Source organism: Sulfitobacter sp. R18_1, from assembly GCF_017743915.1.
Classification (GTDB): domain Bacteria; phylum Pseudomonadota; class Alphaproteobacteria; order Rhodobacterales; family Rhodobacteraceae; genus Sulfitobacter; species Sulfitobacter faviae.
Window position 1 is genome coordinate 75435 of sequence record NZ_JAGHRG010000013.1, and the last position, 26045, is coordinate 101479.

20 protein-coding genes are annotated in these 26045 nt (G+C 64.1%); 10 read left to right on the forward strand and 10 right to left on the reverse strand.

The features are described 5' to 3' along the window. Position 1: 1 nt before the first annotated feature. Positions 2-745: a rhomboid family intramembrane serine protease gene (locus J7392_RS21475; protein WP_209219348.1), complete on the forward strand. Its 744-nt coding sequence runs from the start codon at positions 2-4 to the stop codon at positions 743-745. After that, positions 742-1128, forward strand: a complete 387-nt coding sequence (locus J7392_RS21480) for a GFA family protein (RefSeq protein ID WP_209219349.1) — start codon at positions 742-744, stop codon at positions 1126-1128. The genes J7392_RS21475 and J7392_RS21480 overlap by 4 nt, the downstream gene beginning before the upstream one ends. Here J7392_RS21480 and J7392_RS21485 read toward each other — a convergent pair. The 3 genes from J7392_RS21485 to J7392_RS21495 all read right to left on the reverse strand — a co-directional run bounded on the left by J7392_RS21485 (position 1125) and on the right by J7392_RS21495 (position 5722). After that, entirely contained in the window at positions 1125-2120 is a 996-nt protein-coding gene (locus tag J7392_RS21485) for a DUF2235 domain-containing protein (RefSeq protein WP_348540724.1), read from the reverse strand. The genes J7392_RS21480 and J7392_RS21485 overlap by 4 nt on opposite strands. Before the next feature lie 73 nt (positions 2121-2193). Continuing rightward, complete coding sequence (locus tag J7392_RS21490) at positions 2194-4491, reverse strand: xanthine dehydrogenase family protein molybdopterin-binding subunit (RefSeq protein WP_209219351.1); 2298 nt, start codon at positions 4489-4491, stop codon at positions 2194-2196. A gap of 70 nt (positions 4492-4561) precedes the next feature. After that, the gene (locus J7392_RS21495; protein ID WP_209219352.1) at positions 4562-5722 is read right to left on the reverse strand and encodes a type III PLP-dependent enzyme; all 1161 of its coding nucleotides are present in this window, start codon (positions 5720-5722) and stop codon (positions 4562-4564) included. A 100-nt stretch (positions 5723-5822) separates the two neighbouring features. Here J7392_RS21495 and J7392_RS21500 point away from each other — a divergent pair, with 100 nt between their 5' ends. Together J7392_RS21500 and J7392_RS21505 are read left to right on the forward strand one after the other, a co-directional pair. Continuing rightward, a complete protein-coding gene (locus J7392_RS21500) occupies positions 5823-6263 on the forward strand; it encodes an Lrp/AsnC family transcriptional regulator (protein ID WP_209219353.1) in 441 nt (146 codons plus the stop codon). Positions 6264-6353: 90 nt separating this feature from the next. Then, positions 6354-9392 carry a valine--tRNA ligase gene (locus tag J7392_RS21505; RefSeq protein WP_209219354.1) on the forward strand — a complete coding sequence of 1013 codons (3039 nt, stop codon included), beginning with the start codon at positions 6354-6356 and terminating at the stop codon, positions 9390-9392. 402 nt (positions 9393-9794) lie between these two features. Here the strand turns inward: J7392_RS21505 and J7392_RS21510 are convergent, their stop codons facing one another. Next, entirely contained in the window at positions 9795-10586 is a 792-nt protein-coding gene (locus J7392_RS21510) for a crotonase/enoyl-CoA hydratase family protein (RefSeq protein ID WP_209219355.1), read from the reverse strand. A gap of 119 nt (positions 10587-10705) precedes the next feature. Here J7392_RS21510 and J7392_RS21515 point away from each other — a divergent pair, with 119 nt between their 5' ends. Continuing rightward, positions 10706-11809 carry a pyridoxal phosphate-dependent aminotransferase gene (locus J7392_RS21515; protein WP_209219356.1) on the forward strand — a complete coding sequence of 368 codons (1104 nt, stop codon included), beginning with the start codon at positions 10706-10708 and terminating at the stop codon, positions 11807-11809. Here J7392_RS21515 and J7392_RS21520 read toward each other — a convergent pair. Then, positions 11806-13014, reverse strand: coding sequence for an aminotransferase class V-fold PLP-dependent enzyme (locus tag J7392_RS21520; RefSeq protein WP_209219357.1), 1209 nt, complete (start codon positions 13012-13014; stop codon positions 11806-11808). The two genes, J7392_RS21515 and J7392_RS21520, sit on opposite strands and share 4 nt — an antisense overlap. A 233-nt stretch (positions 13015-13247) precedes the next feature. Between J7392_RS21520 and J7392_RS21525 the strand changes: the two genes are divergently transcribed. Beyond that, the gene (locus J7392_RS21525) at positions 13248-15104 is read left to right on the forward strand and encodes an ABC transporter ATP-binding protein (protein ID WP_209219358.1); all 1857 of its coding nucleotides are present in this window, start codon (positions 13248-13250) and stop codon (positions 15102-15104) included. A gap of 32 nt (positions 15105-15136) precedes the next feature. Here J7392_RS21525 and J7392_RS21530 read toward each other — a convergent pair whose 3' ends face one another. Further along, on the reverse strand, positions 15137-15820 hold the full coding sequence (locus J7392_RS21530; protein ID WP_209219359.1) for a TIGR04283 family arsenosugar biosynthesis glycosyltransferase: 684 nt from the start codon (positions 15818-15820) through the stop codon (positions 15137-15139). 64 nt (positions 15821-15884) lie between these two features. Between J7392_RS21530 and J7392_RS21535 the strand changes: the two genes are divergently transcribed. Next, a complete protein-coding gene (locus J7392_RS21535) occupies positions 15885-16631 on the forward strand; it encodes a folate-binding protein YgfZ (RefSeq protein ID WP_209219360.1) in 747 nt (248 codons plus the stop codon). A gap of 86 nt (positions 16632-16717) precedes the next feature. Here J7392_RS21535 and efp read toward each other — a convergent pair whose 3' ends face one another. After that, on the reverse strand, positions 16718-17281 hold the full coding sequence (gene efp, locus J7392_RS21540) for an elongation factor P (RefSeq protein WP_067265157.1): 564 nt from the start codon (positions 17279-17281) through the stop codon (positions 16718-16720). A 221-nt stretch (positions 17282-17502) separates the two neighbouring features. Here efp and J7392_RS21545 point away from each other — a divergent pair, with 221 nt between their 5' ends. Both J7392_RS21545 and J7392_RS21550 read left to right on the forward strand, forming a co-directional pair. After that, the gene (locus J7392_RS21545) at positions 17503-17823 is read left to right on the forward strand and encodes a DUF6280 family protein (protein ID WP_007120494.1); all 321 of its coding nucleotides are present in this window, start codon (positions 17503-17505) and stop codon (positions 17821-17823) included. A gap of 128 nt (positions 17824-17951) precedes the next feature. Continuing rightward, a complete protein-coding gene (locus J7392_RS21550; protein WP_209219361.1) occupies positions 17952-19409 on the forward strand; it encodes a cobyric acid synthase in 1458 nt (485 codons plus the stop codon). A 32-nt stretch (positions 19410-19441) separates the two neighbouring features. On the opposite strand, the gene J7392_RS21555 is transcribed toward J7392_RS21550, so the two are convergent. Next, on the reverse strand, positions 19442-20554 hold the full coding sequence (locus tag J7392_RS21555) for an S-(hydroxymethyl)glutathione dehydrogenase/class III alcohol dehydrogenase (RefSeq protein WP_209219386.1): 1113 nt from the start codon (positions 20552-20554) through the stop codon (positions 19442-19444). A 90-nt stretch (positions 20555-20644) separates the two neighbouring features. Next, the gene (locus tag J7392_RS21560; RefSeq protein ID WP_209219362.1) at positions 20645-21106 is read right to left on the reverse strand and encodes an Lrp/AsnC family transcriptional regulator; all 462 of its coding nucleotides are present in this window, start codon (positions 21104-21106) and stop codon (positions 20645-20647) included. Between the two features lie 124 nt (positions 21107-21230). Between J7392_RS21560 and J7392_RS21565 the strand changes: the two genes are divergently transcribed. Further along, positions 21231-24632, forward strand: coding sequence for an indolepyruvate ferredoxin oxidoreductase family protein (locus J7392_RS21565; protein ID WP_209219363.1), 3402 nt, complete (start codon positions 21231-21233; stop codon positions 24630-24632). Here J7392_RS21565 and J7392_RS21570 read toward each other — a convergent pair. Next, positions 24624-25721 (reverse strand): cupin domain-containing protein, encoded by a 1098-nt coding sequence (locus J7392_RS21570; RefSeq protein WP_209219364.1) that lies wholly within the window; start codon positions 25719-25721, stop codon positions 24624-24626. The two genes, J7392_RS21565 and J7392_RS21570, sit on opposite strands and share 9 nt — an antisense overlap. Between the last annotated feature and the right edge of the window lie 324 nt (positions 25722-26045).

The following is a 26045-nucleotide window of genomic DNA, read 5'->3' on the forward strand; positions in this document are numbered from 1 at the left end:
CATGTTCCCGATCCGTGATCACAACCCCTCGGGCCGAACGCCCTTCGTCACCTATGCGCTGATGGCGCTCAACATCGGGGTGTTCCTGTCTTCCCTGTCGCTGATGGCGGATGAGCGCGCCTTGGCCGAGTTTTACTACAGCTACGCCCTGCTGCCCGCGCGCCTGAGCCATGGGGAAGGGTATTTCGGCCTCATCACCTCGCAATTCCTGCATGGCGGCTGGATGCATCTGGCGGGTAACATGCTGTTTTTGTGGATATTTGGCGACAATGTCGAGGATGAGATGGGCCATGGTCGCTATCTGCTGTTCTACCTTGCCTGCGGCATCGCCGCGGGTCTGGGCCAAGTGGTGACAGAACCGCTCTCATGGGTGCCTATGGTCGGGGCCTCGGGCGCGATTGCGGGGGTGATGGGGGGCTACCTGCTGCTCTTCCCGCGCGCCAAGGTCGACATTCTGGTGATCTTCATCGTGTTTTTCCGCATCTTCGCGATCCCGGCTTGGATCATGCTGGGCCTGTGGTTCGGCATGCAGTTCATCGGGGAGATCGGCGCCACACCGGGCACCGGCGGCGTGGCCTATTGGGCCCATGCAGGCGGGTTTATCGCGGGGCTGGTTCTGACCCTGCCGCTGTGGCTGCGCCGGGGCGGTTTTGCCTTTTGGCGGCAGACCGACGGCCATCCGCCCCATGCCGCCGCCGACTATGATCTAGCCGAAAGCCGCATTCCGAAAGTGAGACGCAATTGACCGAAACCTCAGAAACCCGCCGCGCCTCTTGCCACTGCGGGGCCGTGGTGATCGAAGCCCTGTTTCCGCGCGGTCTGGCCTCGGCCTCGCGCTGCACCTGTTCCTTCTGTCGCCGCCGTGCCGCCGCTACGGTGACGGCGCCGGCCGAGACGGTGACCGTGCTGGAAGGGGCCGAGAACCTCACGCTCTACACTTGGGGCACGCATACGGCGCAGCACTATTTCTGTAAGACCTGCGGCATCTACACCCACCACCGCCGCCGCTCGAACCCCGATGAATGCGGCGTGAACCTTGGTGCGATCGAAGGGGTCTTGCCTTGGGAGATGGAGCCGCTGCCCTATAGCGATGGCATTAACCACCCTTCGGACCGCGACCCCGGTTAGAGGCTGGAAATCACCCCCTGCATCCGGGCCAGCAGCCCCGGTTGCGGCGCGGCTTGTTCGCGGCGCTGCTCCACGCTTTCGTGCAACCGCTCGGACGGGTCCGCGCCCACCACCCGGCGGCGGCGGGTCACCAGCATCTTGCCATAGCCGCGCCAGCGCCCGATAGAGGGGGCGGCTGGGTCTTGATCGAAGCGCGTGGCCCAGCCTGCGGGCAGCGGCAGGCCGCTTTCCTCCATCCGCGACAGCAGCCAGACCAGCGGGATATTGGCCAAGGGGCGCGCGGCCTCATACCCGCCCAACTGGCCACCCACGTCGCCATGGGTGCCGGGGAACCAGACCTGCTCCAGCCGCCCGTCATAGCCCTCGGGCGTGGTCCATAGCACTGGGGCATAGGCGACGCGGGTCTCGTTCAGGGCCAGCGCCTGAAAGCCGTTCTTCACGTTGCGGCTCAGGTCGTGGTTGTGGAACATATGCAGCGGCTGCGAGAACCGCCAGAACAGCGGTGCGTTGAGGCCCAGCGATTTGACCGTGTCCCAAACGCCAATCGCCTCGATCTCAACCTCGGGGTGGCAGTTGGCGCGGGCAAAGAGTTCGCCCGCCTTGCTCAGATGATGCGCCTCATAATGGCGGTAAACATCGCGAATGTTACGCTCTGTCGCCACCTCGGCGCGCAGAAGCCCCACCCGGTCGATCACCCCGGCGAGGGAGCGTACCGCATAGCCGCCGCGCGAATAGCCCAGCAGGAAAATCCGATCTCCGGGCCGGTAGCGCGAGGCGAGATAACCATAGGCGCGGCGGATTTGCCGGTTGATCCCGCGGCCCAAGATCACATCCAAAGCGCTGCGCCAATCGCGCCATTGCAGCCCCGGCTCGTAATAGATCGACAGGGCGCTGCCCATCTCGCGGCAGAGGCCATAGGCAATGCCCGCGTTGGTCTCGCGCCCCAGTTCGAGCGAGGACATGGTCCCGTCGAGGATGATAACATGGGTCACCGCCCCCCGGCGCGGGCCGAAGTCGCTTTCAGGCCGCCGCCAGAAACGCCCGAAGAGCCGTTGGAACAGGGTTTTACTCGGCTGCGATTGCGGCACCTTGCAGCATCTCCCAGACACGGTGCGGGGTGAACGGCATATCCGCCTGCCGTACGCCGCGTTCCCACAGGGCATCCTGCACCGCATTCGACACCGCCGCCAAGGCACCGACGGTGCCCGCCTCCCCGCAGCCCTTCATGCCCATGACATTGGCCGTGGAGGGCACCGGTTCGGAGGTGAAGGAGATCATCGGCAGGTCCGCCGCGCGGGGCATGGCGTAATCCATGAAGGTGGCGGTCAAAAGCTGGCCGTCCTCGTCATAGACCACCCGCTCCTGCACTGCTTGGCCAATGCCCTGCGCCACCCCGCCGTGGACCTGCCCCTCGGCCAGCATCGGGTTAATCAGATTGCCGAAATCATCGACCACCGTGTAGCGGTCGAGCGTCACCACCCCCGTCTCGGGGTCGATCACCACCTCGGCCACATGCGCCCCGTTGGGATAGCTGCGCCCCGGCAGGCTGGCGCGTTCGTGGTGGCTCAGCAGATCGTCCCGGCCCTTAGCGCGGGCCATCTCGGCCACCTCCAGCATGGTCGGGCTGATGTTCGACCCTTCCGCGCGAAAGCGTTCGTCGTCAAAGCTGATATCCGCAGCAGCGACGCCCAACTCTTCGGCCAGAAAGGCGGTGAAGACTTCGGTGATCTTCGCCACGGTGGCCAAGGTCGCCGTGTTCTGCGTGGTGACCGAGCGTGAGCCGCCGGTGCCGCCACCCTTCTTGATCAGATCACTGTCGCCCTGCACCACGTCGATCCGCTCGGCGGGGATGCCAGTCTGGTCCGAGAGGAACTGCGCATAGACCGTCTCATGCCCCTGCCCGTTGCTTTGGGTGCCGACATAGATCGTCACCCGGCCATCGCCCTCGAAAACCACTTTGGCCCCTTCGGAGGGATCGCCCAGAATGCTCTCGATATAGTAACACAGCCCCTGACCGCGCAGCAGGCCGCGTTTGGCATCCGCCGCCCGGCGCGCGGCAAAACCGTCGCGGTCGGCCTCTTGCCCCACCCGAGCCAGCAGCCGCGCGAAATCGCCCACGTCGTAAAGCTCGCCCGTGGCAGTGGTATAGGGGAATTGCTCCGGCTTGATGAAGTTGATCTGCCGTAACGCCCACGGATCGACGCCCAACTCTCGCGCCGCGCGGTCCATCAGCCGCTCCAGCACATAGATCGCCTCGGGCCGCCCGGCCCCGCGATAGGCGTCGACTTGCACGGTGTTGGTGTAGAACCCTTCGACATGCAGATAGGTGTCTTGCACGTCATAGACGCCCATCAAGACCTTGGAGAAGAGCTGCGACTGGATCGGCTGGCCGAACTGGCTGTTATAGGCCCCAAGGTTGCAGCGTGTATCGACACGGTAGGCGGTGATCTTGTGGTTCTCGTCAAAGGCAAACTCGGCCCAAGACACCAGATCGCGCCCCCCGTTGTCGGTGAGCATGGCTTCGGTCCGCTCTGACATCCAGCGCACCGGACGGCCCAAGGCCCGCGCGGCTTGGGCCACGCAGAAATACTCCGGGTAGGTCATCGCCTTCATGCCGAAACCGCCGCCGACATCGGGATTGGTCACGCGCACCGCGTCTTCGGGCAGGCCGAAGGCTTTGGTCAGAAATCCCTTATGCGCCCAGACGCCCTGCCCGCCCAGCGCCACATGCAACCGGCCCTCGGTCCATTCGGCATAGCAGCCACGCGGCTCCATGGAGTTGACGATGATGCGGTTGTCCCCCACCTCCAGCTTGACGCGATGAGCGGCCTTGGCAAAAGCCGCCTCAACCTTGGCCTCATCGCCCATATGCCAGTCAAAGGCGCGGTTGTCGGGGGCCTCTGCGTGCAGGGTCTCACCGCCCGGGGCGATATCCATCTTTGCGGGCAGATCGTCGGCCTCGAAAAGGATCATCTCCGCCGCGTCGCGGGCCTGTTGCAAACTCTCGGCCACCACCAGCGCCACCGGCTCGCCCACATAGCGCACGCGGTCCTTGGCCAGCATCGGGCGCAGCGGCGCCGTACCTTTGCTGCCATCGCGGTTGTCGACGACCGTATGCGGCAAGGCGATATTCATTCCCGCCGCTTCCAGATCGGCGCAGGTCAGCACCAGATGCACGCCATCCGCCGCGCGGGCGTCAGCTACGTCCAACTCAGTGATCACCCCATGGGCCACGGGCGCGCGGAAAAAGACGCCATACAGCGCCTCGGCGGGGGCGATATCATCGACATAGCGGCCCGCACCGGTCAGGAAGCGGTGGTCTTCCACCCGTTTGACCGGCTGGCTTTTTCCGAACTTTTCCATTTGACGCCGCCCCTGCTGCCCTGCCTCTTTCAGTGCAACAGTAGCGGGCGCGCCGCCAGTGTCCAGAGGCTCAGGCCGCCTTGCGGGCAAGCGCGCCTTCAAGGCTTGAGACCAGTGTCACCCCTGCCAACCCATAGCCATTAAAGGCGGTCGACATGGCGATGGAATAGGCCCCCATGCCGCCGAACAAGAGGTAATCCCCGGTTTGCGCATCTTCGGGCAGCGGCAGGCCATCGGGCAGACGGTCCAGCGAATCGCAGGTCGGGCCGAAGACCACGCGCGGCTTGGTCGCCCCCTGACGCCGCATGCCATCGGGGCCAACCACATCGACGAGCCCCGAAAGCCCCATGTCGCGCAGATCAGGCAGCCCGCCATAGATACCATCGTTCAGAAAGACAGTGCGCCCGTCGTTGCGCACCCCCTTGATGCGGGTGGCCAACACGGCGGCATCGGCCACCATCGCCCGGCCAGGCTCGCAGAGCAGCGCAGGCGCATCCGCGCCAAAACTTTCATCCAGCGCCGCTTTGACGGCGGCGAAGACGGCCCGGTGGTCTGGCGCGTCAAATCCACGGTCTACGGCAAAACCACCGCCGATGTTCAACCGGTCGATCGAGACATCGGCCATCCGCAGAATATCAGCCGCCGCATGGACATATTGCACCCAAGCCTGCGGATCATTGCACTGCGTGCCGGGGTGGAAACACATGGACGGAGTGAACCCCATCTCAGCCACCGCGCGCAACAGATCCGCCGCCTGCTCAGGGGCCGCGCCGAATTTTGACCCGAAATCATAGGCCGCACCCTTCACCGGCAAGGCAAAGCGCACCGCAACTTCATTGTCGCGCGGCACGTCGCGCAGCTTGGCCAGTTCCGACATATCGTCGATCGACCAGCTATAGACCCGCGCCGCGATCCCGGCCTCCACCTCTGAGGTCGAGCGCACGGGGTTGTTGTAATGCAGCACCGCCTGCGGGCAGACCGCCCGCACCGCCGCCATCTCTGCCGGGGAGGCGACATCAAAGGTGGTGATCCCTGCCGCGACAAGGTTCGACAGCACCTCCGCCCGGTCGTTCGCCTTGACCGCATAAGTCACCAGCCCGTCGAAATCCGCCTGAAACCGCCGCGCAGTGGCTTGCAGCACCGAAGGGGCCAGAAACAACACCGGCTTATCGGGGCTGTATTTCGCCAAATAGGCGGCGGGACTGTCGGAAAGGGGGGCGATATGCTGCATGGGGGCCTCTTCACTGCTTTTCTCCAGTGAAGCGCGGATTTTGGTCGATTCATCGTGTCATACCGCCTAAAGTGATGCGAAATTTGGGCAAAGTGACGATATGACAGCACAACTTGACGATACCGACCGCGCTTTGATCGCGGCGCTGCAATCCAATGCTCGCCAGCCGGTCGCCGATCTGGCGCGCGGTCTGGGTCTTGCCCGCACCACCGTTCAAGCCCGGCTGGAACGGTTGGAACGCTGCGGCGCCATCCTCGGCTATACGCTGCGTTTGGGCGAAGCGGCCCGCGCGCCGCTGCATGCCACGGCGCTGGTCAATATCGAGTTGCGCGCGGGCCCCGCCGTCTTAGCACGGCTGCGCAGCCTTCCTGCGGTGCAGGTGGTGCACACCACCTCGGGCCGCTTTGACCTACTGGTGCAGATCGCGGCGCAAACCACGCAGGAGTTGGACGAGACCCTAGACCGCATCGGCGAGACCCGCGGCGTCAAGGGCAGTGAGAGCCTGATCCACCTCAGCACCAAGATCGACCGCAGCGGCTGAGCCCTGCCCCCGCGCCTCAAGCGCCTGTCAGGGGTCTTTCCCTTACCGCGCCAGAGCGCTAAACGGGGCGCAACAAAAGGGATCATGACCATGGCACTCGAAAAGACCTTCAACGCCGCCGAGGCGGAAAGCCGCATCTACGCCGATTGGGAGACCAAGGGCGCGTTCAAAGCGGGCGCGAATGCGCAGCGGGATGAGCATTTCTCGGTGATGATCCCGCCGCCGAATGTCACCGGCTCGCTGCACATGGGGCATGCCTTCAACAACACGCTACAAGACATCCTCGTGCGCTGGCACCGGATGCAGGGTTTCGACACGCTGTGGCAGCCGGGACAAGACCACGCGGGCATTGCCACGCAGATGGTGGTGGAACGCGAGTTGGCCGCCACCGGCCAGCCGGGCCGCCGCGAGCTGGGCCGCGAGGCGTTTACCGCCAAGGTCTGGGAGCAAAAGCAGAAATCCGGCGGCACGATCATCGACCAGCTGCGCCGTCTGGGTGCCTCCTGCGACTGGTCGCGCAACGCCTTCACCATGTCCGGCGCCCCCGGTGCGCCCGAGGGGGAAGAGGGTAATTTCCACGACGCCGTCATCAAGGTCTTCGTGGATATGTACAACAAGGGGCTGATCTACCGCGGCAAGCGGCTGGTCAACTGGGACCCGCATTTCGAGACCGCGATCTCTGACCTTGAGGTCGAGAGCACCGAGGTCGACGGCCACATGTGGCATTTTAAATACCCGCTGGCGGGGGGTGAAACCTATACCTATGTCGAGCGCGACGAGGACGGCAACGTGCTCTTCGAGGAAGAGCGCGATTATATCTCCATCGCCACCACCCGGCCCGAGACCATGCTGGGCGACGGTGCTGTTGCAGTTCATCCATCGGATGAACGTTACGCCTCAATCGTCGGGAAACTTTGCGAAATCCCGGTTGGCCCGAAGGCGCAGCGCCGCCTCATTCCGATCATCAGCGACGAATACCCGGACAAGAATTTCGGCTCCGGTGCTGTGAAAATCACCGGCGCGCATGACTTCAACGACTATGGTGTGGCCAAGCGTAACGGCATCCCGCTTTACGCGCTGATGGACACCCAAGGCCGGATGCGCACCGATGGCCTGCCCTACGATCAGGCCGCCGCCCGCGCTCAGGCCATCGCCGATGGTTCCGAAGCCGCGCCCGAGGATGCGACCGAAATCAACCTCGTGCCGGACGCCTACCGCGGCCTCGACCGTTTCGAAGCCCGCAAGCGCGTGGTTGAGGACGTGACCGCCGAGGGGCTCGCCGTGATGACCGAGGCGACCGATCCCCGCCTTGGCCGCGCCGCCAAGAAGGCCCCCGTCGAACCCGGCGAGGGCGGCGAGATGCGCACCGAGGAAGAGAACCTCGTGCCGCTCGTCGAAGCCAAGAAGATCATGCAGCCCTTCGGCGACCGCTCCAAGGTGGTGATCGAGCCGATGCTGACCGACCAGTGGTTCGTCGCCACCGACAAGATCGTGCAGCCCGCCATCGACGCCGTGCGCTCGGGCGAAGTGACGATCCTGCCCGAACAGGACCGCAAGGTCTATTTCCACTGGCTGGAGAACATCGAGCCGTGGTGCATCTCGCGCCAGTTGTGGTGGGGGCACCAGATCCCAGTGTGGTATGGGCCAAAGAAAAAAGACGGCTCTTACGATTATAGGGAAAGCGAAACCTTCTGCGCTTCTTCCGAAGCAGAGGCCGTAAAGCTTGCACAGAGTTTCTACGGTGAACAGGTTACAATTGGCGTGGAACCAGAGAGTGCCAGAGAACCGTACGATCCCGGTTCGGTAGTCGTCGAGTTGCGCCGTGACCCGGATGTGCTCGACACGTGGTTCTCCTCCGGCCTTTGGCCCATCGGCACGCTGGGCTGGCCCGAGCAAACCGCGGAGCTGGAGAAATACTTCCCCACTTCCGTGCTGGTCACCGGTTTCGACATCATCTTCTTCTGGGTCGCCCGGATGATGATGATGCAATATGCCGTGGTCGACCAAAAACCCTTCGACACCGTCTATGTCCACGCGCTGGTGCGCGACGAGAAGGGCAAGAAGATGTCTAAATCCTTGGGCAATGTGCTCGACCCGCTGGAGCTGATCGACGACTACGGCGCCGACGCGGTGCGCTTCACCCTGACTTCGATGGCCGCCATGGGCCGCGACCTGAAGCTTTCCACGCAGCGCATCGCGGGCTATCGCAACTTCGGCACCAAGCTGTGGAACGCGCATCGCTTTGCCGAGATGAACGGCGTCTTCGAGGCGATGCCCGCCGCGATGCCCAAACCGCAAGCAACGCTGAACAAATGGATCGTGGGTGAGACCGCCCGCATCCGCGAGGAAGTGGACGCCGCACTTGGCAATTTCCGGTTCAATGATGCGGCCAATGCGCTTTACGCTTTTGTCTGGGGCAAGGTCTGCGACTGGTATGTGGAGCTTTCCAAGCCGCTGTTGCAGGACGACGCGCCCGAGGCTGCGGAAACCCGCGCCACCATGGCTTGGGTGTTGGAGCAATGTCTGGTGCTGCTGCACCCGATCATGCCCTTCATCACCGAGGAGCTGTGGCAGACCACCGCCAAGCGCGATGAGCTTCTGGCCCTCACCGATTGGCCCGCCTACACCACCGCCGATCTGCTCGATGCCGACGCAGACCGGGAGCTTAACTGGGTGATCGGCCTGATCGAGAGCATCCGCTCCGCGCGTCAACAGATGCATGTGCCCGCCGGGCTGAAGGTGCCGATGCTGGTGACCGAGATGGACGAGGCGGCACAAGGTGCATGGGACCGCAACGAGGTGATGATCAAGCGTCTGGCGCGGGTCGAGAGCCTTGAGCGGAGCGACAGCTTCCCGAAAGGCACGGTCTCGATCGCGGCCCCGGGGGCGAGCTTCGGCCTGCCCTTGGCCGGTCTCATCGACATTGATGCTGAGAAGGCGCGTCTGCAGAAATCGCTCGACAAGCTGGGCAAGGAGATCGGTGGGCTGAAGGGGCGTTTGAATAACCCCAAGTTCGCGGCCTCTGCGCCGGAAGAGGTGGTGGCTGAAGCGCAGGCGAACCTCGCGGCACGTCAGGAAGAGGCGGACCAATTGCAGGCCGCACTGGACCGGCTGGCGGAACTGGGCTGAGACCAACAAAGCCGGGCAGCGCCAGACCGCGGGATGGCGCTGCATAGGGGGCAGTTGGGCAGTTTATCTCTGCCGCGCCTACGCCAAGTTCACAGGACGGCACTCCGATTGCCAAAGCGCCAGCCCGTTCGGGCGGCCTGGCGCTGCCCGGCGGCCTGCGGCCTTGATTCCGGGCTGTTGCGAGACAGGCAATCGGCGCGCAAGCCAGGGAGTGCCAGACCGCGGGGTGGCGCCTCTATCAATTCAGCTAGGCATTTTATCCCCGCCGCGCCTACGCCAAGTTCGCAGGAATGCACTTCGATTGCCAAAGCGCCAGCCCGTTCGGGCGGTCTGGCGCTGCCCGGCGGCCTGCGGCCTTGATTCCGGGCTGTCAGGCGCAAGGCCAATGCCGCGCTTGCCGGCTTACTTGAACACCGCGGGCCGCTTGCCGAACTCCGCCGCGATCACCTCCATCTGCTCGGGCCTGCCCAGCAGCGCCGCCTGTTCACGCGACTCGGCCAAGAGCACATCCGCATCCGACGCCCCCGTCTCCGCATATCCGATCAACCGCTTCGCCGTGCGGATCGCATTCGGCCCCTTGCCCGCGATCACCTGCGCCAGTTCCAGCGCCGCCGCCTGCGGGTCTTCGGCGACCTCCGTCACCAACCCCCAACGCTCGGCCTGCGCGGCATCCACGGGCGCGGCGGTATAGGTCAGCCGCCGCAACACGTCCGACCGCACCAACCGCGGCAGCAACACCATACCGCCCATATCCGGCACGATGCCCCATTTCATCTCCATCACCGCGAGCTTCGTATCCGGCGCGGCAATCCGAATATCCGCCCCAAGCGCCAGCTGCATCCCGGCGCCAAAAACCACCCCATGCAGCGCCGCGATGACCGGGATTTCCAAACGGTGCCAAACCATCGACACCTCTTGCCATTTGTTCGTCGTGCCCTCGCCATGGCTGCGGGGCATGATCAACGCCTCGACATCCTGCCCCAGCATCCCCGACAGCCCGCCAATATCAATGCCCGCGCAAAAGCCTTTGCCCTCACCCGAGAGCAGCACCACCCGGGCGTCCGAGGCCGCAACCTCCTGCCCTGCTGCGATGATCGCCTCGATCATCTCATCATCCACCGCGTTCATCTTGTCGGCGCGCGTGAGGGTCACATGGGCGATATGGTCTTCGATCCGGGTGGTGACGCGGGGCATGGCTGTTCTCCTGAATGTTTGGCGCAGTTCACCGCAGATCACCGCGCGGCACCAGCAAAACGTGGCGGCAGGCGCTGCGGCACTTGCCCTCTCACGGGCCCGCCCCTACACCTTGGCGCATGACATATGCACGCCTCACCCCCCTCGCCCAACGCCTGCCCGCCAATGTCCCCTTCGTGGGCCCCGAAGCGCAGGAGCGCGTCCTTGGCCGCCCGTTCAAAGCGCGGCTTGGTGCCAATGAAAACGTCTTTGGCCCTTCGCCTCGCGCCATCGCGGCTATGGCTGATACGGAGATGTGGAAATATGGCGATTCAGAAAGCGTGGAGCTGCGCGCGGCATTGGCCGAATTGCATGGCGTGACGCCCGACAATATCATCGTCGGCGAAGGCATCGACGGGCTGCTGGGCTATCTCGTACGCCTGCTGGTGGACGAAGGCGATGCGGTGGTAACCTCGGAAGGCGCTTACCCAACCTTCAACTACCATGTTGCGGGCTTTGGCGGCGTGCTGCACAAAGTGCCCTACCGCGACGATCACGAAGACCCGGCAGCGCTTTTCGCCAAAGCGGCAGAGGTCGACGCCAAACTCGTCTACCTCGCCAACCCCGACAACCCGATGGGCACTTGGCATGAGGGCGCGGAACTGGCACGCGCGCTCGACGACCTGCCCCAAGGCAGCCTGCTGTTGCTGGATGAAGCCTATATCGAATGCGCCCCCGAGGGCACCGCGCCCGCGCTTTCCGCCGAAGACCCACGGGTGATCCGGATGCGGACCTTCTCCAAAGCCTACGGCCTTGCCGGGGCGCGGATCGGCTATGCCATCGCCGCGCCCGAGTTGATCACCGCCTTTCACAAGGTCCGCAATCACTTTGGCCTGAACCGCGCGGCGCAGGCGGGGGCTTTGGCGGCGGTGCAAGATCAGAGCTACCTGAAAGAGGTTCAGACCAAGATCGCCGAGGCGCGCCGCCGGATCGCCCAAATCGCCGAAGAAAACGGGCTGAGCACCCTCCCCTCTGCCGCCAATTTCGTTGCGGTCGACTGTGGCCGCGATGGTGCCTTCGCCAAGGCGGTTCTCGATGCACTGGTGGCGCGGGGGATCTTCGTGCGGATGCCCTTCGCTGCGCCGCAAAATCGCTGCATCCGCATCAGTTGCAGCACGGCGGAGGAGCTGGATCACTTCGCCGCCGCCTTGCCCGAGGCCTTAACGCACGCGCGCGGGGCCTAAGCCCCGCCGATCACCTCCGCCGCCGCTTGTAAGGCGCCCGGGCCGTGGTCGATCTTCAGCGCCGAAAGCCCGGCTTCGATCCCGCCAAGCAGCCCCATGATCATATGGCCGTTCACATGGCCCATATGGCCAAGGCGGAAGAACCCGTGCCACGCAGGCTCCCCCGGCAAGGCCATGCCCAGCCCCACGCCCAGTGTCAGCCCCAGATTGCTCTGCACCCAATCGCGCAACTCGGTCGCATGGGGGGCTTGCAGCCGCAGCGCGGTGACGGCATGGCTGCGCAGGGCGCGGTCTTCGATGTTGAACCGTAGGCTGCCCTCAGCCGACCACGCCTCACAGGCCGCCCAGACCGCGCGGGCCAGCGTTTCATGGCGCTGCCAGACCTGCTCGATCCCCTCCTCATGGAGGATATCGAGGGCGGCGCGCAGGCCATAAAGGTGATGCGTCGGTGCCGTGCCGCCGTGGTATTGATAAAACTCTTGCGCATGGGCGCGCGGCGACCAATCCCAATAGCGGCTCACGCGGGGCAGACGCGCACGGGCTTCCTCGGCCCGGTCGTTGAAAAAGACGAAGGCCATGCCCGGCGGCACCATCAGCCCCTTTTGCGAAGCGGTGACCATGACATCGACGCCCCAGGCGTCCATCTCAAAGCGCTCACAGCCCAATGACGCGATGCAATCGGCCATCAAGAGCGCGGGATGGCCCGCCTCATCCAACAGACGGCGCAGGCCCGGCACATCGTTGCGGACCGAGCTTGAGGTGTCCACATGAACCGCCATCACCGCCTTGATCTGGTGGCCGCTGTCGGCCTTCAAACGCTCGGCCACCTGCGTCAGATCAACCGGCGCGTTGCGGCCAAAGTCGAGGATATCCACCTCCGCCCCCAGCCCCGTTGCCATTTCGGCCCAGCCATGGCCGAAACGCCCCGTGGCCAGCACCAGCACCCGGTCGCCGGGGGCTATGACATTGCTCAGCGCAGCTTCCCAAGCGCCGTGGCCGTTGCTGATATACATCGCCACATGACGATCTGTACGCGCCACACGTTTCAAATCAGCCGCCAGTGCCGGCATCATCTCAACCAACTCACCCTCATAGATATTGGGAGCGGCGCGGTGCATCGCGCTCAGCACCGCGTCGGGCATGACCGAGGGGCCGGGAATGGCGAGGTACGAACGACCGGGGGCGAGTTTATTCTGCTTTGTCATGATATTGGCTGCCGTTTTGAAAATGCGTGACCGGGGGACGGTCGGGCGCAGCTTACTGCCCGGCAGGCCGGGGTCAACACGCGATCGGACCTTAGGTAAGGTGCGCGCCCGAGCCCCCCTTCCAGGCGCGCAGGCCTCCCCCTGCCCGCCTTGCCCGACCTGCGCGATGGCTTGCCCTGCCTGCGCGGCTTTCGTACACGGGATCCGACTGCCCAAAAGGATCAGGCACCGGTATGAATGATGACAGTTACACCTCTGCGCAGTTGATGCGCTGGCTTTGGCGGGACTATCTAAAGAAACACACCGGTCTGATGGCCATCGCGGTGATCTTCATGATCATCGAAGGCTCGACCTTGGGCGTGCTGGCGAAACTGATGGAGCCGATGTTCGACCGCGTCTTCGTCGGCGGCGACCGCGGGGCGCTGGTCTGGGTCGGGCTGGTGCTGGTGGCGATCTTTGCGCTGCGGGCGCTCGCCACGGTGGTGCAAAAGGTGCTGCTGACCCGCGTGGCACAGCGCACGGCGGCGGACCTGCGCATCGACCTGCTTGACCGGATGATGCAGCAAGACGGCGCCTTTCACCAAAACCACCCGCCCGGCTTTCTGGTGCAACGCGTGCAATCGGATGTGAATGCGGTAGGTAATGTTTGGCGGGCGTTCATAACCGGCGCGGGGCGCGATCTGGTGGGGCTGGTGATCCTCATGGGCGTGGCCATCGCGATTGACCCGATTTGGGCGCTTCTGGCGATGGTCGGCGTGCCGCTGATGGTGCTGCCCGCCGCCATCGCCCAGCGTTTCGTCCGCGCCCGCTCGCGCGAGGCGCGCGACATCGGGGCCAGCCTTTCGACCCGGCTGGACGAGGTTTTTCACGGCATCGTGCAGATCAAGCTCAACGCGCTAGAGGACTACCAAGCCCGGCAATACCGCGAGTTGACGCGCACCTTTATCCGCACCGAAGTCCGCGCCGCCTTTGGCAACTCCGCGATCCCGGCGATGATCGACATCATGTCGGGCATCGGCTTCATGGCCGTGATCGTCTACGGCGGGTCCGAGATCATCGCGGGCAATAAGACCATTGGTGAGTTTATGACCTTCTTCACCTCGCTGGGGTTCATGTTCTCTCCCCTGCGCCGACTTGGTGCGATCAGCGGCCTATGGCAGATGGCCGCCGCCGCGCTGGAACGGATCAAGGAATTGCTCGACGCGCCCCTGCACCTGCGCAGCCCGGACAAAGCGCAGGCCGCGCCCGATGGCCCGCCCGATGTGACCCTGACGGATGTCTCGCTCTCCTATGGCGACACGAAGGTGTTGAACGGCTTGGACCTGACCGCGAAAGCGGGCCAGACGACCGCGCTGGTCGGGGCCTCGGGGGCGGGGAAATCGACCATCTTCAACCTGCTCACCCGGCTGGTGGACCCTCAAAGCGGCAGCGTGCGGATCGGCGGGATCGACACCAGTGCAATGACCATACCGGACCTGCGCGGCCTCTTCTCTGTCGTGACGCAGGAAGCGCTTTTGTTCGATGAAACCCTGCGCGAAAACATCGTGCTGGGCCGAGAGAATGTCACCGATGAAGAGCTTGACCGGGTGCTGAAAGCCGCCCATGTGGCGGACTTCCTGCCGCAGTTGGAACAGGGGCTGGAAACCCGCGTCGGCCCGCGCGGCTCGGCCCTGTCGGGCGGGCAGCGCCAGCGCGTGGTGATTGCCCGCGCCCTGCTGCGCGACACGCCGATCTTGCTGTTGGATGAGGCCACCAGCGCGCTCGATGCGCAATCGGAACAGGTCGTGCAGGATGCGCTTGATCGCCTCGCCAAGGGCCGCACCACCATCGTCATCGCGCACCGGCTGTCGACCATCCGCAGCGCGGATAAGATCGTGGTGATGGACCGGGGCCGCGTCACCGATGAGGGCACCCATGACGAGCTGATGGAACGCGGCGGCATCTATGCCGATCTCTACCGCCTGCAATATCGCGACGGAAAGACCGTATCGGATGCCCGCGGCCTCAGTGCCCTCTCCGCGAAGAAACGCCGCGAAAGGGCGCGCCAGCCCAATCTGCTCCAACGGATCGGGGCGGCGCTCTTTAACTGAATGCGCGGGGCGTGGGCAAAGCCGCGCCCCTTTCACGAACGCCGGTAGCTTTCGGCGAGCGCCTCGGGGCTGGCCCCCATCGCATAGCGGGTCAGTGTCCAGAGGTTGCGCCCGCCCCGGCGCAGCCAGCCCTGACGGCGGTATTTCTCAGCACTGGTCACGGCGACGCCATTGAGCCGGGTCAAGCGGCCGCGCAGGGCGCGGGCCAGCGCCACATCCTCCATCAGCGGCTGATCGGGATAGCCGCCCACTGCGTCATAAAGCGCGCGGGGCAACAGCAACCCCTGATCGCCATAGGGCAGGCCAAGACCGCTGCGCAGGTTCGCCCAGCCCGCCATCAAGCGCGGCGCCAGACCGCGCTGATCGAAGCGCAGGCGGAACCACCCCGCCCCATCGGCCCTGCGCGCCATGTGGTCCTGCACCGCATCGCTCCAGCCCGAGGCAAGCACCGTGTCGGCGTGCAGCACCAAGAGCCATGCGCCCTGCGCCGCGTCGCACCCACGCCGCAACTGCCCCCCCCGCGAAGGCGCGCCCGAGACGACCTCAGCCCCCCAGCCTTCGGCCAGCGCACGCGTGCCATCCGTGGAGCCGCCATCGCTCAAGATCACCTCGCGGATCAACCCGGCCTGCAAGCCTTCGACGAGCGCGGCGAGGCAAGCGGGCAGCGCCGTGGCCGCGTTGAGGATGGGAATGACGACAGAGATCGGCGCGCGCATGGTTGCCCCTTTTGGATGGCTTTGACAGGTTATATGTCATGGCCAGCAATCAAAGGACACCCGCATGACCCCGCGCCGCATTCTGCGCCTCTCCGGCCCCGACACCCACGACTTTTTGCAAGGAATCGTGACCAATGATGTCGGCAAACTGGACCAAGGCCCGGTCTATGCCGCCCTGCTGACGCCGCAGGGCAAATATATGGCCGATTTCTTTCTGATCGCCGATGGCGAAGACGTTCTGCTGGACGTGGATGAAAGCCTTGGCGACATGCTGACCCAGCGGCTGTCGATGTACAAACTGCGCGCGAAGGTAACAATCGCGCCCACCGATCTGCACCTGCAACGCGGCACCGGGCCTGCGCCCGACGACGCCTTAGCCGATCCGCGGCATCCTGAGATGGGCTGGCGGGCCTATCGCGACATGCCGCAAACCGAGGACGCGACCGATTGGGACGCTCTGCGCGTGGCCCATCTGATCCCTGAGACGGGGATCGAACTCACCCCCGATACCTTTATCCTTGAGGCGGGGTTTGATCGGATCAACGGGTTGGATTTCCGCAAAGGCTGCTATGTCGGCCAAGAGGTCACCGCCCGGATGAAACACAAGACCGAGTTGCGCAAAGGGCTGACCCGGGTCGAGGTCAGCGGCAGCGCCGCCCCCGGCACGGCAATCACGGCAGAGGGGAAACCCGCGGGCACGCTTTACACCCAAGCGGGCGGTCAGGCTTTGGCGCATCTGCGGTTCGACCGCGCCAAAGGCCCGATGCAGGCCGAAGGTGCAGAGGTCACTTGGCCCGGCCCCGCGACCTGAGAACCGCGCGCCGCTAAAAGGCCCCCACGAAACAAAAAGCCCCGGCAAAACCGGGGCTGATCTCCTTTACCAAAGATGACGTTGCGTCAGGCGCGTTCGACATATTCCATGGTTTCCGTGTTCACGACGATGTCTTCGTCTTGGCCCACGAAGGGCGGCACGGTGATCTTCACACCGTTGTCGAGCACGGCAGGCTTGAAGGAATTCGCCGCTGTCTGGCCCTTCACCACCGGCTCAGTTTCGGCCACTTTGCAGGTCACCTTCTGCGGCAGGGAGGCGTTCAGCGCCTCTTCCTCGTGATACTCGACCACGATCATCATGCCGTCCTGCAAGAAGGGGCGACGCTCTCCCAAAAGCTCGGCAGGCAGCTGCACCTGCTCATAGGTTTCAGTGTCCATCACCACCAGCATACCATCGTCTTCATACAGAAATTGCTGGTCTTTTTGCTCCAAACGCACGCGCTCGACCTTATCGGCGGACCGGAAGCGTTCGTTCAATTTGGAGCCGTTGCGCAGGTTGCGCATCTCGACTTGGGCAAAGGCGCCGCCCTTGCCGGGCTTCACGTGATCGACCTTCACAGCCGCCCAGAGGCCACCGTTATGTTCAAGGACGTTTCCGGGGCGGATCTCGTTTCCGTTAATCTTGGGCATGTGACAAAACCACGACATAAGGTTGATGATATGATGTTCGGGTCTATATCGGGAGGGATGGTTCCCTGCAAGCAGGCGTTATTCTCTGCTGCCACACCAACTAGATATGCGCAAGCTGCATGGGAGATATGCTAAATAGAGGTATCCGAATCAAAAGATATCCGTCATAAGGGCCTCCACGCCCGAATGACAAGAGCAAGAATAATCGAAAGGACGACGAGATGAAAGATTTCGTTGATGGCACCGCTTTCAACAACGAGCAAGGCAACCGCGCACGCAAGCTCTTTGCTGCTGTGGTGCTAGCTGCTTTGGATGACGCAATTGCCGACGACAAGAAATATGGCAACGGCCCGGAACAGATCGCCCGCTGGGCCCGCTCGCGCGATGGCCGCGAGGTTCTGAGCTGTGCCGGTATCGACCCCAACGAGCGGGTCGTCGAAGGTTTGATGGAATTCGTCGGCAAAGGCGTGCGGACCTCCGTCGCCCTGTCGCGTGAAGAATCCGAGCGCCGCAATGCCGCGCTTCAGGCCGAAGCCGCCTAAGACATATTCGCCAAGCGGCGCAATTGACGCAGCCTTCGGGCTGCGTTTTTTTGTGTCTGCCCCTCGGCGATGGGCTTTCCCCTGCCCCTGATTTGCGCCAATTTGCGCGAAACCAAGGGCGAGCAGACATGACCAAAGCCATCATGATCCAAGGCACCGGCAGCAATGTCGGCAAGTCGATGATCGTCGCCGGATTGATCCGCGCCTGCACCCGGCGTGGCCTGCGGGTGCGCCCATTCAAACCGCAGAACATGTCCAACAACGCCGCCGTCACTGAAGACGGGGGCGAGATTGGCCGCGCGCAGGCGTTGCAGGCCCGCGCGGCGGGCGTGGCCCCGCATACGGATATGAACCCGGTGCTGCTGAAACCCCAGAGCGCCACCGGCGCGCAGGTGGTGGTGCAAGGCAGGATCGCAGGTCAGCAAGAGGCGCGGGAATTTGGCCGCAACAAAGCCAGCCTGATGCCCGCGGTGCTGCAATCTTTTCACCGTTTGGCCGAAAGCTGCGACCTGATCGTGATCGAGGGCGCGGGCTCTCCGGCTGAGACTAACCTGCGAGCGGGCGACATCGCCAATATGGGCTTTGCCCGCGCCGCCGGGGTGTCGGTGGTGCTGATGGGCGACATTGACCGCGGCGGGGTGATCGCGCAGATCGTCGGCACACAGGCCGTGCTTGATGCCGAAGACAACGCGCTGATCCGCGGCTTTGCGGTGAACAAATTCCGCGGTGACCGCAGCCTCTTTGACGCGGGGCGCGATGACATCGCCGCGCGTACCGGCTGGCCGAGCCTTGGGGTGATCCCGTGGTTCGAAGCAGCCCACCGCCTGCCCGCCGAAGACGTGATGGACCTGCCCGCCCGCGCCCGCTCGGGCGGTTCGGGCTGTGTCATCGCCGTGCCGCGCCTGCCCCGGATCGCCAATTTCGATGACCTCGACCCGCTGGCCGCCGAGCCGGGCGTCGACCTGCGAATGATCATGCCCGGCAGCCCCCTGCCCGCCGAGGCCGATCTGGTGCTCATGGTCGGCAGTAAATCCACGATCTCCGACCTCGAAGCCTTCCGGGCCGAGGGGTGGGACATCGACCTTGCCGCCCATATTCGGCAAGGCGGCCATGTGCTGGGTCTTTGCGGTGGCTATCAGATGCTGGGCAAGACCATCACCGATCCGCAAGGGATCGAAGGCCCGGCGGCGCGGGTGGCGGGGCTGGGGCATCTGGACGTGGAAACCACGATGGCCCCGCTGAAACATCTGGCGGAAAAATCCGGCCAGCATCCTGCCAGCGGCACCGATCTCACGGGCTATGAAATCCACATCGGCGAGACCACCGGCCCCGACTGCGCCCGCGCGTGGCTGACTTTCGACGGCACGCCCGAGGGCGCCGCCTCCCCCTCGGGCCGGGTGCAGGGCTGCTATATGCATGGGATTTTCAGCTCGGATGCCTTCCGCCGTGCCTATCTTGGCGGCTTCGGCGTTTCCTCATCGCTGGACTTTGAAACTGGCGTGGAAGAGGCGCTGGACGCGCTGGCCGATCATGTCGAGACCTATATGGATGTCGACCTGTTCCTCTCCCTCACGGCAGAGGTCTAGGCTGGAGAGCGCGCAGCCCTCCAGCCCAACGCTTAAAACTCGACGACCGCGCGGATCGATTCACCCTTGTGCATCAGATCGAAGCCTTCGTTGATCTGATCCAGAGTCAGTTTGTGGGTGATCATCGGGTCGATCTCGATCTTGCCGTTCATGTACCAGTCGACGATCTTGGGCACATCCGTCCGCCCCTTGGCCCCGCCAAAGGCGGTCCCGCGCCAAACCCGGCCCGTCACCAATTGGAATGGCCGCGTCGAAATCTCGGCCCCCGCGGGTGCCACGCCGATGATGATGCTCTCGCCCCAGCCCTTATGCGCGCATTCCAGCGCGTCGCGCATGACTTTGGTGTTGCCCGTGGCGTCAAAAGAGTAATCGGCGCCGCCCTTGGTCAGTTCGACCAGATGCCCCACCAGATCGCCGTCAACTTTCAAAGGGTTCACGAAATCGGTCATGCCAAAGTAACGCGCGGCCTCTTCCTTGTCGTCATTAAGGTCGACGCCCACGATCTGATCCGCCCCGGCCATGCGCAGCCCCTGAATGACGTTCAGCCCGATGCCGCCCAGTCCAAAGACCACGCAACGCGCGCCAAGCTCAACCTTGGCGGTGTTGATCACCGCGCCGATGCCTGTGGTGACGCCGCAGCCGATGTAGCAAATCTTGTCAAAAGGCGCGTCTTTGCGTACCTTGGCCAACGCGATTTCAGGCACCACGGTGTGATTGGCGAAGGTCGAACAGCCCATGTAGTGGTGGATCGGCGTGCCATCCAGCATCGAGAACCGCGTCGTGCCATCGGGCAGCTTGCCTTGGCCTTGGGTCACACGGATCGCCTGACAGAGGTTGGTTTTGCCGCTCAGGCAATACTCGCACTCCCGGCATTCTGGCGTGTAGAGCGGGATGACGTGATCGCCCGGCTCCAGCGTGGTGACGCCCTCGCCCACTTCCAGCACGACGCCCGCCCCCTCATGGCCGAGGATGGCAGGGAAGATGCCTTCGGGGTCGTCGCCCGAGCGGGTGAACTCATCGGTATGGCACAGGCCGGTCGCCTTGATCTCGACCAAGACCTCGCCCCGTTTCGGGCCTTCGAGGTTCACCTCCATGATTTCAAGCGGTTTGCCGGCTTCCACGGCAACGGCGGCACGGGTTCTCATCATGGGTCTCTCCTTCGGGTGTGATTTCTGCTGCTTTATGAAGCACGCATGCGGCAAATGTCCAACGCAGAAAACGCCGCCCTGATCGCCTCAACCGGTGATCGGCGCGTCGGCTTTGATCTGCCGCAGGATCACATTCGTCGTGGCCGAATTGACCGCGGGATGCAGGAACAGAAAGCTCTCCAAAAAGGCGTTATAGGCGTCGATATCGCGGCACAGCACGCGCAGGTGATAATCCGCTTGGCCCGTGGTGGCGAAACACTCCGTCACCTCTGTCCGGCTTTGGATCGCGCGGATGAAACTGGCGAGGGCCGAGGCATCATGCCGCGTCAGATGCACATGCACCATCGCCTCGAACCCCAGCCCCATCGCCTTGGGGTCGACCACGGCGGCGTAGCGTTTGATCACCCCCGCCTGCTCCAACGCCTTGACCCGCCGCCAGCAGGCGGAAGCGGAAATGTTCAGCTTTTCGGCCAGTTGTGCGTTGGGCAGGCGCGAATCCTGCTGGAGCAGGAAGACAAGCTGCCGGTCCGTCGCATCCATTCCAGTCATCGGGTAAATCTTTCATTATGAAAAGCTCTTGCGGATGATTTATTCGGGTATCCGCGACAAAGCCAGCAAAACCGGTGCAAAAATTCGCGCATCCTGCGGTACACTCCTCAGTGAGGAGACCCCCATGACAGAACAACCGCGCGAATTTACCACTTATAAACTTGATGACCGCTATGATCAGACCGAAGGCCGCGTCTTTCTGACCGGGACACAGGCGCTGGTGCGCATCATGCTGGATCAGGCCCGGCGTGATCGCGCGGCTGGGTTGAACACCGCCGGGTTCGTCTCGGGCTACCGTGGCTCACCTCTGGGCGGGCTCGATCTGGAATACTGGCGCATCAAGGACCGCGTGGCCGAGGCGGGCGTGAAATTCCTGCCAGCGGTGAACGAAGACCTCGGCGCCACCGCGGTCTTGGGCGCGCAGCAGGCCCATCTCGACCCGCAGGCGGAAGTCGAGGGCGTATTCTCCATGTGGTACGGCAAGGGGCCGGGGGTGGACCGCTCGGGCGACGCGCTGAAACACGGCAACGCCTATGGCTCCGCGCCCAAGGGCGGCGTGCTGGTGGTGGCGGGCGACGACCACGGCTGCGTGTCGTCGTCGATGCCGCACCAGTCCGACGTGGGCTTCATGTCGTGGTTCATGCCAACGCTGAACCCGGCTTCCGTCGCCGAATACCAAGCCTTCGGTGAATACGGCATCGCGCTGTCGCGTTTATCGGGCACATGGGTCGGCTTCAAGGCGATCTCGGAAACCGTGGAGAGCGGCGCCTCGGTCGAGCTAACCCCGGACCGCGTGTTCAAGCAACCTGACTACACCGCCCCCCCGGGCGGGCTGCACGTGCGCTTGGGCGATCTCCCCTCCCCCGAGATCGAGACGCGGCTGCACCATAAGCTCGACGCCGTGCAGGCCTTCATGCGCGCCAATCCGATCGATCGGCATATCTACGAGACGCAGGACGCCTCCTTCGGCATCGTCACCACCGGCAAGGGCCATCTCGACACGATGGAGGCGCTCCGCCTTCTGGGCCTCGACGAGGCCGCCTGCCGCCGTCTGGGCATCGACATCTACAAGATCGGCATGGTCTGGCCGCTGGCGCTGGACGATGCGCTCGACTTCGTGAAGGGCAAGCGCGAAGTGCTTGTGATCGAAGAGAAACGCGGCATCATCGAAAGCCAGTTCAAGGAGGCGTTCTACGACTGGCCCGGCTCCAAGCCCGCGCGGATGGTCGGCAAACATGACGAGAACCTCGAAGAACTGGTGCCCTGGACCGGTGAGCTGTCGCCGCTGAAGCTGGTGCCGATCATCGCCGCGCGCCTCGATGCCTTCTTCCCCGAAGAGAAGCTGCTCGAAAAAGCCCGCGCGCTGACCGACCAGCCGCCCGTGCTGCTGAACGTCGAGGGCGCCACCCGCACCCCCTATTTCTGTTCGGGCTGCCCGCATAACTCCTCCACCAAGCTGCCAGAGGGGTCGAAGGCGAACTCCGGCATCGGCTGCCATGTCATGGCGTCTTGGATGGACCGCGAGACGGCGGGTTTCGCCCAGATGGGCGGCGAAGGCGTGCCGTGGATCGCGACTTCGATGTTCAACGGGAACAAGCACGTCTTCCAAAACCTCGGCGAGGGCACGTGGTATCACTCCGGTTCGCTGGCGATCCGACAGGCGGTCGCGGCGAAGACCAACATCACCTACAAGATTCTTTACAACGACGCGGTGGCGATGACCGGCGGCCAGCCAGTGGACGGCCCCGTTTCCGTCGCCTCCATCGCGCAGGCCTGCCGCGCCGAGGGGGTGGAGCGCATCGCGCTGGTCTCCGACCGGCCCGAACTGCTGCCAAAGGGCGACTTCCCAGAGGGCACCAGTTTCGACCATCGCGGCGATCTGGACCGCGTGCAACGCGAGCTGCGCGAGATCCCCGGCGTCACCGTGCTGATCTACGAACAGACCTGCGCCACCGAGAAACGCCGCAAGCGCAAGCGCGGGCTGATGGACGACCCGAAGAAATTCGTGATGATCAACGATCTGGTCTGCGAGGGCTGTGGCGATTGCAGCCTCGAGTCGAACTGTCTCAGCGTCGAGCCGAAGAAGACCGAGTTCGGCACCAAGCGGCAGATCAACCAGTCCACCTGTAACAAGGATTACTCCTGCCTCAACGGCTTCTGCCCCTCCTTCGTCACCGTCGAGGGCGGCAGCCGCCGCAAACGCTCGGGCGCGGGGCTGGACGTGGCGGGGCTCTCGGCGCAGTTGCCGATTCCGGAATTGCCCAAGCTCGACCAGCCGTTCAACCTGCTGGTGACCGGCGTCGGCGGCACCGGGGTGGTGACCGTCGGCGCGCTCATCACCATGGCGGCGCATCTCGAGGGGTTGGGCTCCAGCGTGCTCGACTTCACCGGCTTCGCGCAGAAGTTCGGCACGGTGCTGGGCTATGTCCGTCTGGCGAAACGTCCCGAGGAGGTGCATCAGGTGCGCATCGATCAGGGCGGCGCCGATGCGGTGATCGGCTGCGACATGGTTGTCAGCTCCGCGCCCAAGGCATCCGCTCACTACCGGCGCGGGACGCAGATCGTGCTGAACCGCGCCGAGATGCCCACCGGCGATCTGGTGCTGAACCGCGACGCCGAGTTGCGCATCGACGACCGCGAGGCAGTGATCGCGCAGGCCGTGGGGGCCGAGAACCTTGCCGCCTTCGACGCCAACGCCATGGCCGAGAAACTGATGGGCGACGCGGTCTTTGCCAATGTGATGATGTTGGGGTTCGCTTGGCAGAAGGGGCTGGTGCCGGTCTCGCTCACGGCCCTTGAACAGGCGATCGAATTGAACGGTGTTGTTCCGGACAAGAACCGCGCCGCCCTTGGCTTTGGCCGGGTCATGGCGGGCAACCCGCAGGCGATCGAGGCGCATTTCGCCCCCGCGTCTGCGCCCGACGACAGTGTCGAAGGCCTGATCGCGCGGCGTATGGAATTCCTTAGCGGTTATCAGAACGCCGCCTACGCCCAGCGCTACAAGGCCAAGCTCGATGCGCTGGCGGGCAAGCTGCCCGAAGGCGCCGACGATCTGATGCGCGCGGCGGCGAAATCGCTCTTCAAGCTGATGGCTTACAAAGACGAATACGAGGTCGCGCGGTTGCACCGGCAGAGCGGTTTCGAGGAGCGGATCGCGGATACGTTCGAGGGCGACTACAAGGTGCATTACCACCTCGCCCCGCCCGCTTGGCCCACCGGCAAAGATGGCCGCGGACGCCCCAACAAGCGCAAGTTCGGCCCCTGGATGGGGCGCGCCTTCGACCTTCTGGCGGCGATGAAACCGCTGCGCGGCACATGGGCCGACCCATTCAGCTACGGCGCCGACCGCAAGCTCGAGGTCGGTCTGATCGGCTGGTACGAGGAGGTCATGGCAAAGGCCCCCGCCCTGCCCCATGATGCGGCGCTGGCGGTGCTTTCCGCGCCGATGGAAATCCGCGGCTACGGCCCCGTGAAAGAGGCCGCAGCCGAGAAGGTGCAGGCCGAGGTGGCCGCGCGCCTAGGCTAAGAGCGCCGTCGAGAAATCGCCGCGCAGCCCGGCTTCAAGCAATTCGAGGTCGGGCGAGCAGTCGCTATATTGCGCCACCATGCCCGGCGGGATGACGAAGGCATCGCCTGCCTCCAATTTGCGCGGCTCCTGCCCTTCGGCGTTCAGGGTCATGCTGCCTTCCATGACGAAGCTGAAGTGAATGTCGGCGTCGTGCTTCGCGGGCGGCGGCGTGCCGCCGTCGAAACGCGCCACCTGAATGCCGGCCACGCCCTTGGTGCCCTTGGTGATCCCGGTGTCGCGCGCAACGAAGCCGGGGACGCGGAAGTTCTGCCACGCGGCCCCCTCCTTCACGTGATGTACGAAGGTCTGCCCGTCCCATTCGCGCGCCGGGTCGCCTTTGCCATTGGGCAGGGTCATCTCGTGGTCGATGGTGGTGACATGTTCCGCAGGCACGCCGATCTCAATCACTTCGATCGAGGGCGAGGCCTCGACCACACGATGACGGATGCCGGGTGGCTGGGTCACGCAATCGCCGGCATGGAGCCGGATCACATCGCCCTGATCCTCGTAGAGCACATCGACCCAGCCGCGGTAGCAATAGATCAGCTGGAAGCCCACGGTATGGTAATGCACCATATCCGGCACCGGGCCGCCGTCGGGGATGCGGATGTGGCTGGCAATGATCGAGCCGCCGAGGCGCGACGGGATCAGATCGCGGTAATGCATCCCCGCGCGGCCGATCACCCAAGGGGCCTCGTCCGCCAGCCGCCGCACGGCGAACTCATGCTGTGTCTCGGGCTGGTCCACGCGCGGGCTACGCGGCAGGATCTCGATCTTTGTGCCATTGGGCGCGGTGAGTTCCCGCTCGCCCTCTGCGATGCTGTCGGGCGCATCGGTCAGCAGGCGCAGATGCCCCGGCGCCACATCCGCCCCCCGCTCAAGCCTCACGCGCACCCCGTGGCCCGAAAAACTGGCCACCGAAGGATCATCCGCGGGAAAGATCGTCTCAAGCCGCATGCCCAGCACTTTGGTGAAGAAAGGCAGATCCTCCCTAAGCTCCCGCGTGGGCAACAAGAATTCCGCCAAAACATCATCGGGCAAACGCATTTAACTGATCCTCTTCACGTATCGCGCCGCAGTTGAGCGCGCGACAGGCAAAGCGTCAACTGGGCGTTACGCACCACAGCCGATAAAGTTCCCCCGCCCATTCATTTCGGTCAGCGAGTCGCAGCGCGAAATTCGCGCGATCACAAGAACCGCAAATTCTCGCCCCGATTTCGCACCGGGATGTGCCCGATGGCGCCTGAAAGCCTGCACAATTTCCACGCAATCACCTCCCGTAATGCGGGAAAAAAAGGGGCCACGGCCATCTCTCTTCGCCAATTCAATGGTTTCGCGAGGCTTCAAAATATGGTTAATAATTTATGCAAC